The 13318-nt window shown below is 38.0% G+C and carries 13 protein-coding genes and 1 riboswitch; of the genes, 7 read left to right on the top strand and 6 right to left on the bottom strand.

Annotated features, from left to right (window positions below):
• Nucleotides 1-343: 343 nt before the first annotated feature.
• Nucleotides 344-985, top strand: coding sequence for a CatB-related O-acetyltransferase (locus tag AC5WOE_RS10200; RefSeq protein ID WP_496050086.1), 642 nt, complete (start codon nucleotides 344-346; stop codon nucleotides 983-985).
• Between the two features lie 428 nt (nucleotides 986-1413).
• Nucleotides 1414-2841 carry an MDR family MFS transporter gene (locus AC5WOE_RS10195; protein ID WP_496052542.1) on the top strand — a complete coding sequence of 476 codons (1428 nt, stop codon included), beginning with the start codon at nucleotides 1414-1416 and terminating at the stop codon, nucleotides 2839-2841.
• 412 nt (nucleotides 2842-3253) lie between these two features.
• Here the strand turns inward: AC5WOE_RS10195 and AC5WOE_RS10190 are convergent, their stop codons facing one another.
• Nucleotides 3254-4294 carry a hypothetical protein gene (locus AC5WOE_RS10190; RefSeq protein WP_496050084.1) on the bottom strand — a complete coding sequence of 347 codons (1041 nt, stop codon included), beginning with the start codon at nucleotides 4292-4294 and terminating at the stop codon, nucleotides 3254-3256.
• 101 nt (nucleotides 4295-4395) lie between these two features.
• Here AC5WOE_RS10190 and AC5WOE_RS10185 point away from each other — a divergent pair, with 101 nt between their 5' ends.
• Both AC5WOE_RS10185 and AC5WOE_RS10180 read left to right on the top strand, forming a co-directional pair.
• Nucleotides 4396-4668, top strand: coding sequence for a hypothetical protein (locus tag AC5WOE_RS10185; RefSeq protein WP_496052541.1), 273 nt, complete (start codon nucleotides 4396-4398; stop codon nucleotides 4666-4668).
• A 14-nt stretch (nucleotides 4669-4682) separates the two neighbouring features.
• Nucleotides 4683-5012, top strand: coding sequence for a hypothetical protein (locus tag AC5WOE_RS10180; RefSeq protein WP_496050082.1), 330 nt, complete (start codon nucleotides 4683-4685; stop codon nucleotides 5010-5012).
• A gap of 46 nt (nucleotides 5013-5058) precedes the next feature.
• Here AC5WOE_RS10180 and metA read toward each other — a convergent pair whose 3' ends face one another.
• From metA to AC5WOE_RS10165, 3 genes are all read right to left on the bottom strand, one after another.
• Nucleotides 5059-5973: a homoserine O-acetyltransferase MetA gene (metA, locus tag AC5WOE_RS10175; protein WP_496050081.1), complete on the bottom strand. Its 915-nt coding sequence runs from the start codon at nucleotides 5971-5973 to the stop codon at nucleotides 5059-5061.
• A gap of 172 nt (nucleotides 5974-6145) precedes the next feature.
• Nucleotides 6146-7426, bottom strand: coding sequence for a homocysteine synthase (locus tag AC5WOE_RS10170; protein WP_496050080.1), 1281 nt, complete (start codon nucleotides 7424-7426; stop codon nucleotides 6146-6148).
• A gap of 77 nt (nucleotides 7427-7503) precedes the next feature.
• A riboswitch (SAM riboswitch) is annotated at nucleotides 7504-7611 on the bottom strand.
• Between the two features lie 62 nt (nucleotides 7612-7673).
• Entirely contained in the window at nucleotides 7674-8915 is a 1242-nt protein-coding gene (locus tag AC5WOE_RS10165) for a cation:proton antiporter (RefSeq protein ID WP_496052540.1), read from the bottom strand.
• A gap of 310 nt (nucleotides 8916-9225) precedes the next feature.
• Here AC5WOE_RS10165 and AC5WOE_RS10160 point away from each other — a divergent pair, with 310 nt between their 5' ends.
• The 3 genes from AC5WOE_RS10160 (at nucleotide 9226) to AC5WOE_RS10150 (ending at nucleotide 11215) form a co-directional block, all read left to right on the top strand.
• Nucleotides 9226-9984, top strand: a complete 759-nt coding sequence (locus tag AC5WOE_RS10160) for a sporulation protein (RefSeq protein WP_496050078.1) — start codon at nucleotides 9226-9228, stop codon at nucleotides 9982-9984.
• A 238-nt stretch (nucleotides 9985-10222) separates the two neighbouring features.
• A complete protein-coding gene (locus AC5WOE_RS10155; protein ID WP_496050077.1) occupies nucleotides 10223-10648 on the top strand; it encodes an EthD domain-containing protein in 426 nt (141 codons plus the stop codon).
• Nucleotides 10649-10819: 171 nt separating this feature from the next.
• On the top strand, nucleotides 10820-11215 hold the full coding sequence (locus tag AC5WOE_RS10150; protein ID WP_496052539.1) for a VOC family protein: 396 nt from the start codon (nucleotides 10820-10822) through the stop codon (nucleotides 11213-11215).
• 95 nt (nucleotides 11216-11310) lie between these two features.
• Here the strand turns inward: AC5WOE_RS10150 and AC5WOE_RS10145 are convergent, their stop codons facing one another.
• On the bottom strand, nucleotides 11311-13071 hold the full coding sequence (locus tag AC5WOE_RS10145) for a type IV secretory system conjugative DNA transfer family protein (RefSeq protein ID WP_496052538.1): 1761 nt from the start codon (nucleotides 13069-13071) through the stop codon (nucleotides 11311-11313).
• 49 nt (nucleotides 13072-13120) lie between these two features.
• Complete coding sequence (locus AC5WOE_RS10140; RefSeq protein ID WP_496052537.1) at nucleotides 13121-13318, bottom strand: hypothetical protein; 198 nt, start codon at nucleotides 13316-13318, stop codon at nucleotides 13121-13123.

Genomic DNA, 13318 nt, shown 5'->3' with positions numbered 1-13318 from the left:
TCGATGAATATTCTCTAATTTTATATAGTTTATAAGAGAAAGGGGGGTCGATTATAAAATGTTCATACCTAAAATTGTCAGATTTCATTATATGGCTCGTGTTCCCTCATGTCCTGCCCGTGGAAAAACAGATTACGTCATATCTGATGGTGGCGAAGAAACTCGGTGAAAATGTACAGATTGTGGGACAAAATTAATAGAAAGTTACAGAAGTGAATTCAAGTTTATGGTTTGATTTTGAAGGAACAAAAACAACAAAAGACATCTATGAAAAAGAAGATAAAATGTTAATATAAAATGAAAACAGGATATTGATGTAAAAAAATATTAGGAGTGTAACTATATGAGTGGCCCAAACAAAAAAAATGTCTTTCCTATGGAGAATATCAGAAGCTTATGTTTCTTGAAAAATGTTGTAGTGAATCCAAATATTGAAGTTGGAGATTACACTTATTATGACGATTCTGTTGATCCTTTGGGTTTTGAAAAAAATGTTCTTTATCATTTCGATTTTATCGGTGATAAATTAAAAATCGGCAAGTTTTGTGCTATAGCATCCCATGCCAGATTTATCATGAATGGGGCGAATCACAATACAAATGCTTATACTACTTTCCCTTTTGGGGCATTTGGCGGGGATTGGGAAGTTGGATTGAAAAATTTAAGTGGTGGATTCAAAGGTGATACAGTTATCGGAAATGATGTTTGGATAGGTTATCAAGCTACAATCATGCCAGGGATTCACATAGGCGATGGAGCTATAATTGCGACAAATGCTGTAGTGACCAAAGATGTACCACCTTATTCCATTGTAGGTGGGAATCCTGCTAAAATCATACGCTACCGGTTTGATGAAGAAACGATTGATATTCTGAGTTCAATGAAGTGGTGGGACTGGGATATTGAAAAAATAACCGAAGCAATTCCTATTTTGACAAGTGATAACAAAGATGCTTTAAGAGAATTAAGAAGGATACAAGATTAGATTCTTGTTTATTTATTGGATAACAGTTCTCAAACGCTGAATAGACATCACATTTTGTTTGTGCTAAACTTCAAAAAGAATTTATTTCTATTGGTGGAGGCTGGAAAGTAATGCGCAGTATTTGTTTAAATCATTGCATTTGCTTCTGTTTCATTCGTTTACGTTAGTAATAGGTACAGTACATTCAACTCAATTTTTTTTGACTTAATGAATTGAGTTTATTTACTGTGCCTTTTTCTATCTCTACAAACGATGGAAAGAGGCATTTTTTTGTGTCTAAAAATGAAAAGATTCCCCAAATGAATTCGAAAACCTACTGGACAGCGTCTGTTTATAAATAGATGTTTGATTAAAAAAAGTTATTTCATTAGCTGATATAAAGACATGAATGGGGAAATTTATCTGAATAAAATTACGGAGTGATAGATATGGAACTAAGAATGAATACGAGAGTAATAATGATTACGTTTATGATTGGTGCATTTTTTGCAGTCTTGAACGAAACGTTGTTAAATATAGCATTGACTGCGTTAATGAAGGTATTTAACGTTGATGTATCAACCGTTCAATGGATGACCACTGGATTTATGCTGGTAATGGGTATCCTAATGCCTATTTCTGCATTATTGATTCAATGGTTCACTACTAGACAAATGTTTATCAGTGTCATGACTATATTTTTGATCGGAACAACAATTGCAGCTTGTGCTGTGAATTTTCCGATGCTGTTGATAGGCCGTATGATTCAAGCGATTGGAACGGGTTTGTTGATGCCTGTTATTATGAATGCTTTGCTTTATCTGTATCGTCCTGAGGTTCGAGGAAAAGTAATGGGAACGTTTGGTTTTGTCATTATGTTCGCACCTGCAATTGGTCCTACCTTATCGGGTGTCATCGTTGACTTATTAGGATGGCGTTGGTTATTCATCTCAGTCATTCCTTTCGTCGTTTTTTCCATTCTGTTTGCGTTAAAATTTTTACAAAACGTAGGGGAAGTTACACGCCCGAAAGTCGACATAATATCCATCATATTGTCTTCAATCGGGATAGGAGGTATTGTTTACGGATTTAGCAGTGCTGGAGGAAATCCAGAAGGTTTTCTATCCATAGAAATCCTTTCGATTATCTTTATCGGTTTACTCAGTTTGTTGTTACTTGTGCTGCGTCAATTGAGGTTAGAAGAGCCATTGTTGGACGTACGTGTCTTTAAATATAAAAATTATGCATTAGGTATCAGTCTCTTTGTAATTGTCGTCATGGCAATGCTCGCTTCTGAAATCGTAATGCCTATGTATTTGCAAGGACCACTCGGTTATTCCGCGAAGTTAGCAGGATTATTGCTTTTACCAGGTGCATTATTGAACGGATTTATGTCACCCGTGATGGGAACTTTATTCGATAAATTTGGACCTAGAAAGCTGATGATTACCGGAACAATTGTACTAGTCAGTGTCATGATATTCTTCAGCAATATCAGCCCTTCGATGCATATTGTGTCATTTATCTTTGTCTATATCATTTTGATGCTGTCCATCTCAGCAATCATGATGCCTGCAAATACGAATGCGTTGAATGAATTGCCGAAGAAGTCATATCCCCATGGAACCGCAATTATCAGCACACTACAGCCAATCGCAGGAGCACTTGGGGTATCCATTTTTGTAAGTATCATGAGTCAAGGAAAGAGGAGTTATTTAGAAGGGCAATCAGGAAAGATTACAGAGAACATAATGAATGATGCGATGACTCAAGGTGTGCACCATGCTTATTGGTTTGCAGCAGCTTTATGTCTCGGAGCATTCTTCATTACCTTATTCATCAAAAAATCCATCGCACCTGATTTCGATCAAAGTTAAAATTGGGTAATCAGAAAAAAGATGAATAAACCAAACAATAGATATATCATTGATATTGCAACCCGGATCATCTATTAAAAGATGATCCGGGTTGCATTTTGTTACAAACTAATCATGTCCACTCGTGGCCCCAAGAGAACGAATGCTGCCTAGTATGCGGTAAGTTTGCGATAGAATAAAAAAATGGAAAATCCCACCTTCTAAATAAAAGGTGGGATTTCGTTTATCCTATAGAATCGCCATTTCATGTTAAACTCCCATTAGTTTTACCCATTGGATCGCTATCTGCTGAACGATATTTCATGTTAAACTTCCTTTGGTTTTACCCATTGGATCGCCATCTGCTGAACGATATTTCATGTTAAACTCCCTTTGGTTTTACCCATTGGATCGCCATCTGCTGAACGATATTTCAAGCTAATCCCACCTTGGTCTTTAGGGATTGATATATAAGATTTTGATAGTAATAAAATTTTTGTTTTTCCCCTTTACATTCATAAAAGTTACACATTTTTAGGAAAATGTCAACGGACACATGATCATTGTTATCATTATTCGACATGATTGTATCTACCATTAGAAATAGTTCCTCTGATTCTCCCGATTTATGCAAGTGACCTTTTAGACGACCAAGGGTAATCAGTGCTTCAATTCTAATATCTTCTTTTACTTTAGGGGTATTTTCCAAATATTGAACTGCATCCAGAAGGTGTTCCTCTGCTGCTTTCATTTCCCCCAGATCAAAAAGCAATTTCCCATAAGAAAATTGCGCATGTCCTATCTCATCAGGATCATTTGCCACATGATGACATAGTGCTAATGCCTTTCGATATCGCGTTTTAGCTTCTTGTGTTCTTCCTAAAATAACAAAGATATCTGCTTTAATCGTCCAAAGGAAGAATAACCTACGGTATTCCTTGTTTTCCCAAGCAATTTGCAATCCCTCTTGGGCGTATTCTAATGCTTTTAAAGGGGAACCTGACCGTATCAAAAGATTTGCAAATCTCTCATAAATTTGGGTCGTGAGCACTAGGTTTGCCTTAAAATCGTCGATGTGCTTATATAAGTATTCCAATACCTGACGTGCTTCCTCATCACGACCTAGCTTTTCCAAATAGATGACTTTATTTAGGTAAGGGTAGAACTTAAAATATAGTCTCTCTCCTTTACCATCAAATACTTGAATTGCTTGGTCAGTATAAAGAAGAGCAGTTAAATAATCACCATCGTAAAATGCAACCCTCCCTAAGTCATTCAAACAAATAGAGCGCAGGTTAGAAGTAACTAAGTTAGGACATCGATCCAAATCTGCTAATGATTTTTTGAGATACTCCTTTGCTCTGCTCCACTTCCGCAATTCAAAAGCGATTTTTCCTCGTAATAGAGTGGCAACCACCGAAAGATCATAAAACATATGTAAGTCTACATAACTTTCAATCTCTTCTAAAGCCATTTGAGGATTTCCAGATAAGATATCTAACATATTATTCTGATTTTTAAACCTATATGCAAGGAGTGTGTCTATCATATACCCATTATTTGAAATCAATGATGATGAAATTTCCATCTAAAAGATCAATGAGTTTAGACTGGATCATCGAAAATCGAACTATCCCACTTGAAGTCACCGAAATGCTTCAACAATTAGCTGATAAACATCAATACCCTGTCGATAAAATGCACCAGCACAAGCAAGAAATAGCAAACGAGCTTCAACTCATGGGCAAAGGCTACATCGTAAAGTTTTTATTTCCAAATGGAATAGAGGATAACGAACGATGGCTGCATGCTCTCATTCGAATGGACATCAGGCGGTTACAAAAATAGAAAGGGTGAACCCAATGGCATTGCGGTTATCCGTGGAAGGAAATAGAACAAAAGTAAGTGAGTTTATAGAGGCGATCAAAAAAATCCCCCAATGGAGGTTTTACCGAGGATCAAAGGTGGCAATCGGTGGAGACGAGCTGAGAATCGACTACTTTTTCGATGAAAAACCTGTCCGGCCGTCCCTCGTAACAAATCGAGCCAGCACCGTATCCCTTAGCCTTGAAAATGGCAGCAAGCTGGAGTTTGTGCTGCTGGATACAGAAGTTGCCAATATGGGCAATGGGATTACCTATGTACATGGTAAAAGTTACGACATCTTCGCTGATTCACAGGAAAGCGATTAGAGACAAAGTTATCATGACAGCAAAAAACCGGTTCAAAACAACCGGTTTAATTTGCATGTAAATCATATGGGGTTTCTTGATAGACGTAATAGTTCAACCAATTCGTAAATAATAAATTGGCATGTGAACGCCATGTATGAATGGGAAGGTTATCTGGGTTATCTTGCGGGAAATAGTTTTCTGGCAGTTTTATCGGTAGACCACTCTTAACATCTCGAATATATTCCTCGTTTAATGTAAGTAAGTCATACTCCGAGTGACCTGTTACAAAAACTTGCTTTCGATCCTTGCTGGCGAGAAGGTAAACCCCCGCTTCCTCTGATTCCGATAATATTTCCAGTTCGCTGCACTTTTCTATGTCTTCCCGGCGGATATCGGTATAGCGGGAATGAGGTGCATAAAAAAGGTCATCAAATCCACGCAATAATCTCGTATTCGGTTTTGAAACTTTGTGAGCATATATCCCGGATAACTTTTCGGGCAGAGCGTATTTGGAAATACCATAATGAAAATAGAGTGCAGCTTGCGCTCCCCAGCATATATGCAAAGTGGAAGTGACATGCGTCATTTTCCATTCCATGATTTGCTTTAGTTCATCCCAGTAATCTACTTGCTCATACTCTAAATGCTCCACTGGGGCTCCAGTGATGATCAATCCATCGAATTTATCTTCCTTTATATCTGCAAATGTCTGATAAAAAGTCTCCAAATGGCTTGGCGGTGTATTTTTTGAAGTATGCGACTGCAAATGAAGAAGACTTACCTCTAGTTGCAGAGGCGAATTGCCTAACAACCGAAGCAGTTGTGTTTCGGTTGTGATTTTGGTAGGCATGATATTCAAGATCACCATTTTGAGCGGACGTATATCTTGATGAAAAGCCCGCTTTTCTGGCATCACAAAAATGTTTTCCTTGCGGAGGATTCCAGCCGCTGGAAGATTGTCTGGAATCTTAATCGGCACAACTATTTCCTCCTATATTTTAAATTTGTTGTTATTAATGAGCCAATTCACAAACATTTTGTGCCAAATCCGCTTGATATGCACGTCTTCCGCGTCTGTTGTAAAGAGCAACAAAGGACGCTACAGCTAAGCATATCTTCGCTTGGGATTTTTGGTATCTATTTTTGCACATTTATTGTTGGCTTTTTTCAAGTGCTTGTTCTAAATCCTCAATGATGTCATCTACAGATTCAATCCCAACTGACAAACGAATAAGTTCTGGGTTAACACCAGCTGCTTTTTGTTCATCCTCTGTGAGCTGTTGGTGTGTCGTACTTGCTGGATGGATCACAAGGGACTTCGCATCACCCACATTGGCTAGATGAGAAAATAAAGATAGATTTTCAATCAAACGTTTTCCTGCTTCTCGTCCGCCCTTGATGCCAAACGTAAAGATGGCTCCTTGTCCTTTTGCTAAATATTTTTGCGCTTTTTCATAGGAGGGATGACCTTCTAACCCAGGGTGATTTACCCATGTAATACTGTCGTGATTTTCTAAAAACTTGGCAACTTTCAGCGCATTTTCACTATGTCGTTCCATGCGCAGGTGCAGGGTTTCTAACCCTTGCAGCAATAAAAATGCATTAAATGGAGAAATAGCGGCACCTGTATCTCGCAATAGCTGGACACGTGCTTTAATAATATATGCAAGGGGTCCTACTGCTTCTGTATAAGAAACGCCATGGTAACTTGGGTCTGGTTCTGTTAGATCAGGGAACTTACCATTTTTCCAATTAAACTTTCCAGAGTCTACTAAAATTCCACCAATACTCGTTCCATGTCCTCCGATAAATTTGGTTGCAGAATGAACAATGATATCTGCTCCAAAATCAAATGGGCGACTTAAATAAGGTGTGGCAAACGTGTTGTCAATAATCAGCGGTATACCTGCTTCATGCGCTACATCGGCTACTACTTCTACATCTAATACATCTAATTGAGGGTTCCCGATGATTTCTGCAAACACAGCTTTGGTTTTATCTGTTATCGCTTTGCGAAAGTTATCTGGGTTAGTCTGATCTACGAAATGCACATGAATTCCCAGCTTAGGAAGCGTGTGCCGAAATAAATTATAGGTGCCGCCATAAAGGTTGCTTGAGGCTACAATCTCATCTCCAGCTCTGGCGATATTTAAAATCGAATACGTAATCGCAGCTTGACCTGAACTAGTTGCAAGTGCTCCAACACCACCTTCCAGCTCAGCAACTCTTTTTTCTAAAATATCCGTTGTAGGATTCATAATCCGAGTATATATATTTCCAAATTCTTTTAACGCAAATAAATCAGCAGCATGCTGTGTATCGTCAAATACATACGAAGTTGTTTGATAAATAGGAACGGCTCTTGCATTGGTAGCAGGGTCTGGTGCCTGACCCCCATGAACAGTAATCGTCTCAGGTCGAAATGTACTCAATGATAATTCCCCCTTTTTTATCGCACAAAAAAAGCCTCTTTCTTATCCAGAAGAGGCTTTGGGTTTCTAAATTCCTCATCTTATCTGTTAGAGACGTTTGTCTCTACAGGAATTGGCACCTTCTAGTGAATCACTAGGGTTGCCGGGCATCATCGGGCCAGTCCCTCCGCCTCTCTGGATAAGAGATATTAAAAATATATAGTTCAACACTCGGTTTACTCGATTATATTGAATTTTGCGGCAACCGTCAATACTCTTCCTGTCCTATCTTTTCCATATTGTATTGCTTTCCCAATGACCATTTTAATAAAGGGGACGTTATAGCCGTAGTGATAATCGCAATGAGAAATAAAATACAGTAATCATTGGCAGAAATTAATTTACTGGTTAAACCAATGTTTGCAAACACGAGTATCATCAACCCACGAGCATTCATCAAAGCCCCGATGGCACTTGATTCCCCCCAACTATATCCTATCCCTTTTGCGAAGAACAAGCAGGTAAAGTATTTGCAAATAAATGCTACACCAATAAACAGGAGAATGATCCCGATATGATAACTGTTTGTAAAAGAACGCAAATCGATATTAAAACCCGAACTTACAAAGTAAATAGGAACCAAAAGAGTATTAACAAAATCGGAAATCTTCACATTGAGATCTTTTGTGACAGGGTCTAATCTAGGTATAATTAGTCCTGCTATAAAACCTCCAAAAATAGCATGCAGTCCCATTTTTTCAGTGATCAAACTGCTGCCTAAAAACAAAATGAGAAATATTGCGAAAAATTCATTTTGGAGGGTAGGAAACTTTTGGATCAAAAACTTTAAAAGAGGTCTGATCACAAAAAACATGACTACAAGATAAAGACTCAAATACAGAAATATACTAACACTGCTGAAAGATAAATTAAGAGCAGCAATAGACAAAATGATTGGTAACATCATCCATGCGATGATATCTTCTATACTCGCGCCAAATATTACAAATCTCCCCAAATTTGTTTTGATCAACTTATGCTGATCCAAAATCCGGACAAGTACAGGAAAAGCTGTCACAGAAATGCTGGCTGCCATAAACAGCGAATAAACTAATTGTGTTGTAAATTTTGGTCCTATCGATGGGTATACATACCAACTTAACAGAAACAACATAAGAAATGCCGGTATAATACCTACAAGAGCAAGGAGAACAGCGTTTTTTATTAATTTCTCCTCTTCTAGCTTTTCGTCATTTGCATGAATCCCTACAAGAAACATATACAAAGATATCCCAAACTGACTGAGGATATATAACTGATCTTTGATATTTTTATTGAACAACCATTCTTGAAAACTTGGAAACAAAAGACCTAATACAGAGGGTCCTAGTATCAGTCCTCCAATCATCTCCCCGACAACTTTTGGTTGACCAATACGAGCAGCCAAAGCACCAAATAACTGAGCAACAACAACAATGATTAATAAGCTTAATAGAAATTTAAAAAGCATCCACATTCCTACCTGTCTTATTCAAGGATGATAACAGCACTTGGGCGAAACTTGATTGTTCCTAATTTTCCAATGTCCCAGAATAATAATAACATTTTTATGTCCATTTAGGTTTGTTTCATAAATAAATAGTTAGAGCTATCACCATGAATATATCTTTTCATAATGAATATAACTTACTAAGGAAACCTACAGCACTATCTTAAACAGCTATCGTTTTCCTATATGCTTTTGCCATGCTTCCCCCTACTCGAAGTACATCTTGCATGGTATGATAGGAAAAAAGATATGTTTTTGGGAGGACGAAAAGTTGTTTGAAACCGTACTTGCATCTATGGGAATGGGAGCAGCAAAGATTGACCTACGTTTAAACAAAGAAATAGTAACAACAGGACAAGAAGTTACTGGGCAGATCGTAGCTACTGGCGGTAGTGCCGAACAAAAAGTAGAAGGACTTTCGGTTTACTTTATGCTCCAATCCGTTCATGCTCGCAGTGGCAGTGACTTAACAGAACGAATCGCAATGATTGATGTCACACATGAAGAATTTGTGATTCAGCCAAATGAAACGATTACGTTTCCATTTTCCTTTACCTGTCCAGCAAATATACCAGCTTCCTCTATCAATACAAAATACTTCTTTATTACTAACCTAGAGATTAAAAATGCACTTGATTCACATGACCGCGATTTTATCAAAGTATTGCCTGATCAACGCGTGGAGCAGTTTTTGACTGGATTTAAACAACTTGGCTTCAAGCAAACTTGGGAAGGTCTTGTCACAGATGATCAAGGTTGGTCCCAACTTATTCAGTACCATCCAACCACTTATTTTTATGGGGTTTGCAGCCAGATCGCCGTATATTTTCATCATAATCTAGAACAAGATACGATCGATGGAGTGCTGGAAGTTGGAGAACATCATACCAATAATTATTCTGCACTTATCGATATGTTTCATTTGGATGAAAAAATACGTCGATTTGAAATCACTTCTGAAGACTTAAGCACCCAAGAGAAGGCAAAAACTCGAATAGAACGCATTGTAAAACAAATGTTAAAAAAATAATCGCGAAAGCAATCTCTCTAAGGGATTGCTTTTTCCATTTTAAATATATGATCATTTCTTGAATAATATTGAAATAAACAGTATAATTAATTAAATATTATATCTATTCCATAGATATGAATTACTAGATGAGGTTAACATCTACTGTTTTGTTAAGTATATCTTCTATGGTAGATCATTCATCACTTTCTATCAACATAACAAAGACCAAAGCGTCTAACGAAGGGATATGAATACTATGTATAAAACGATCTCAATATTCAAAAATATAGAGGACTTGGAGACCTTTCAAACACACTATTTAGAGCTATTGCTTCCTCAAATCAATAATTTACCTGGCAGTATCTGCACAGACGTAACTACAGTGTCAACACTAATGTCAGGAGATTTAGGCGAATTACAGTATATGCTCGAAACACATTTTGAATCATTAGAAATTATGAATGAAGTGTTGTCTTCCCCTAAAATTAGTCAATTTATGATGAGATGGTTTGACGAAACTCCTGGTGACATATCTTACTTCACAGGTAATACAGTTCGAATTTACTCTGATGCTGCAAAACAAAAATTGGTAGAGGTAGAAGAGGAACCTCGTAACAACACGTTAAGTGAAACACAAAAATTAAAGTACATAGAAGGCTCCACCCTTGATGACTTCAAATAAAACCTTTCTCTGATTGATTTTTAATACATAACCTTTTTATATTTCTAATCCAGAATAAATATCCCATTGAAAACGACAACATATTAATAAACACCAAAGAAAAGCTGAACTAACTCTGAAACTATTCTATCTTCTACTATGTAGGTATTTCTTGTAGATTGGGGTGGTTCCATGATACATACTGAACCAATTATTGCTGTATCCAATGTCGCAGATAGTCTAAATTGGTATACCCGGTTATTAGATTGTCATCATACACACACCCATAACGAAGTGTTTGATCAACTAATTGACAAAGACGGAAAAATACTGCTCTGCCTCCATCGGTGGGGAGATCATCAACACCCATCTTTAGAAGATCCAGATAAGGGACAAGCAGGAAATGGATTACTTCTTTACTTTCGTCTAGATAATTTCGATACAGCTTGGGAAAGAGCACTGGCTCTAGGTACTCCAATCGAAGCCCATCCCCACTATAATCCATTCGCCATGCACCAAGAGTTTACACTAAAAGACCCAGATGGTTACTATATTACGATCTGCTCCGAACGTGATAAACAACTATAAAACGGATTCATGACTTGCTAAATCGATGCAGGTCTTTTTTTTATGTAAAGGGTCAAATGAAAAAGACTCCACTTAATGGAGTCTCTTTGAAGCTATCAACCCACTGCCTTTGCAGGAGGCTCTGGGGCTGGCCTTATTTGTGTTTTTACTACTGTGTTATCAGGGATCTTCTTGATCAACATCGCTTCCCCTTGACGGAGATTTTTTAGCACGTTTGGATGGATCACTAATTCTTCATCTTCTCGCACCGTTCCCATCAATCTAGACATGTTACCAAAGAGTTTTTCCTCGGTCATGGTTGTTTTCACTAGTACTTTTTGTGTCCCTACCACGTTAGACAAATATTCTGCCGAATCCGGAACGTCCTGACGGTGAACAATTTTTACGTTGGTGTTACCAATAACTTGACCAACCAATTCTTCTCCACCTGCGGCAGATAAGTCAGCTAATTCCTGTGTAGCAATAAAACAGCAAAATCCAGCGGCACGACTTTTGTTGATCATGTTTACCACTTGTTCTCCTGCAAACAAGTTAAACTCGTCAAGAATGACATAAATATAGTCTTCCCGTCCACTTTCGACAAGTGCAGAAGCTACACTTTTCAAATCCTCTACAATCATCGCACCAAGAGCTGGGGTAAAAGAAGAGTAACTAAGTCCAGAGAGGGAAAGCATTGCAACTCGTTTTGCTTTTACTGCTTCCAGCAAATCAATGGTTTTAGCTCCTTCTTCATCTTTAAACAATCTCCCTACATCACTTTCCGTCAATAAGGCCAGACGGTCTTTTAGACCATCGATTGCATCTTTGTGACCTTTATCTAGTCCATTGATGTACTCTTTTATGTTGTCCGCTTCTTCTTTTGGTAAATTTTTCAGTTTCTTAACGGTATTCATCAAATTTTTCTGAACAAGCATACTTTGTACCACATGTAAATCTATTGGTATTTCAGCTAACTGCAAGACACGAAATACCAACTGAAGATAACGCTCTGCTGCACGTTTGTAATATGGCTCTGACCATTCTTCCATCGCCATCATTTTATCTTTTAACTCGGTCGCTTTCCCATGGCGGAATGGATTGTAGTGCACATCGCCGCTATAGGAAAAGCCTTGGAATTCCCTGCCATAAGCTTCGGACATTTCTTTCATTTCTTCTAGGAAACTGATGTCCCCTTTACCGTCGACGATAATAACTGGTTTCCCCCGGCGAATAGCACTTTCTAAAATTACAGTTAACGTATTCGTTTTACCGGCCCCTGTTGCTCCACTAACAAATACGTGCATATTTACTTCTTTATCGTAAAGCGGAACAGGCTTGCCATTATCATCTAAGCCCAATACCACACCATCTTCAATAGTAGGTAAGTTGGTTAGTTTGCTTAACTTATGAACAACGGGCTTCTCCTCTTTTGGAGGTTTTACAGGAATAGGCAGCAATTCTGGGCGGTTTTTAATAAACCACATAAAAAGGCCTGTCATTAAAACGCACACTACTAATGATGCTGGTGTCATGTTCCATAAGCTGTCAGGAACAGCATCCCAAAATAACTGAGTAGCTTTCCCTACTTTAATCCCATCAAACCACTGGGAAGCCAGATTCATCAATCCGTGAATATATAAGTTAAAAAAGCTTAACGGAATTCCAATCACACAGAGCAATAGACCGCTCCATATAAACCAAGCCGGTTTCCAAGACTGCCTTACAGCGACAATGGTTAAAATAATAGATACGATGAGCGGAACAAAGAGAAACACGATTAGAAATAGAGCACCCAGCATTTCCATGGCGAGAACTCCGCCCTGTTGCTTGCGCTGGAATTCCTTAAACTGCATCAGATCATCGTCATTACCGAACATATTCTCACTCCTCTCTTAGGAAGGGAAAACCCCTGCCAAATGACAGAGGCTAGAAGAACAGCATTAACACGAGTCCACGTATAAAAGTAACGATACAAAAAATCGCTGCAACAGCTATAATTACCAGCTTTTTTTTGTTCTCAAAAATATCCGTTGCCCATTCTTTAGCAAGTTGCTTTAATAAAATCCATCCATCAGCGGCTTTTTCTTTAAAGGAGCGATTTTTTTTTGGTTCTTGTGAATCCAT

Source organism: Shimazuella sp. NTD248 (assembly GCF_059510395.1).
This window is presented reverse-complemented; position numbering and strand designations above follow the sequence as displayed.

What these genes read in the sequence shown, in the direction of transcription:
- AC5WOE_RS10200 (WP_496050086.1), top strand. Translation starts at nt 344, where the DNA reads ATGAGTGGCCCAAACAAAAAAAATGTCTTTCCTATGGAGAATATCAGA.
- AC5WOE_RS10195 (WP_496052542.1), top strand. Translation starts at nt 1,414, where the DNA reads ATGGAACTAAGAATGAATACGAGAGTAATAATGATTACGTTTATGATT.
- AC5WOE_RS10190 (WP_496050084.1), bottom strand. Translation starts at nt 4,294, where the DNA reads ATGGCTTTAGAAGAGATTGAAAGTTATGTAGACTTACATATGTTTTAT.
- AC5WOE_RS10185 (WP_496052541.1), top strand. Translation starts at nt 4,396, where the DNA reads ATGAAATTTCCATCTAAAAGATCAATGAGTTTAGACTGGATCATCGAA.
- AC5WOE_RS10180 (WP_496050082.1), top strand. Translation starts at nt 4,683, where the DNA reads ATGGCATTGCGGTTATCCGTGGAAGGAAATAGAACAAAAGTAAGTGAG.
- AC5WOE_RS10165 (WP_496052540.1), bottom strand. Translation starts at nt 8,915, where the DNA reads ATGCTTTTTAAATTTCTATTAAGCTTATTAATCATTGTTGTTGTTGCT.
- AC5WOE_RS10155 (WP_496050077.1), top strand. Translation starts at nt 10,223, where the DNA reads ATGTATAAAACGATCTCAATATTCAAAAATATAGAGGACTTGGAGACC.
- AC5WOE_RS10150 (WP_496052539.1), top strand. Translation starts at nt 10,820, where the DNA reads ATGATACATACTGAACCAATTATTGCTGTATCCAATGTCGCAGATAGT.
- AC5WOE_RS10145 (WP_496052538.1), bottom strand. Translation starts at nt 13,071, where the DNA reads ATGTTCGGTAATGACGATGATCTGATGCAGTTTAAGGAATTCCAGCGC.
- AC5WOE_RS10140 (WP_496052537.1), bottom strand. Translation starts at nt 13,318, where the DNA reads ATGGATTCACAAGAACCAAAAAAAAATCGCTCCTTTAAAGAAAAAGCC.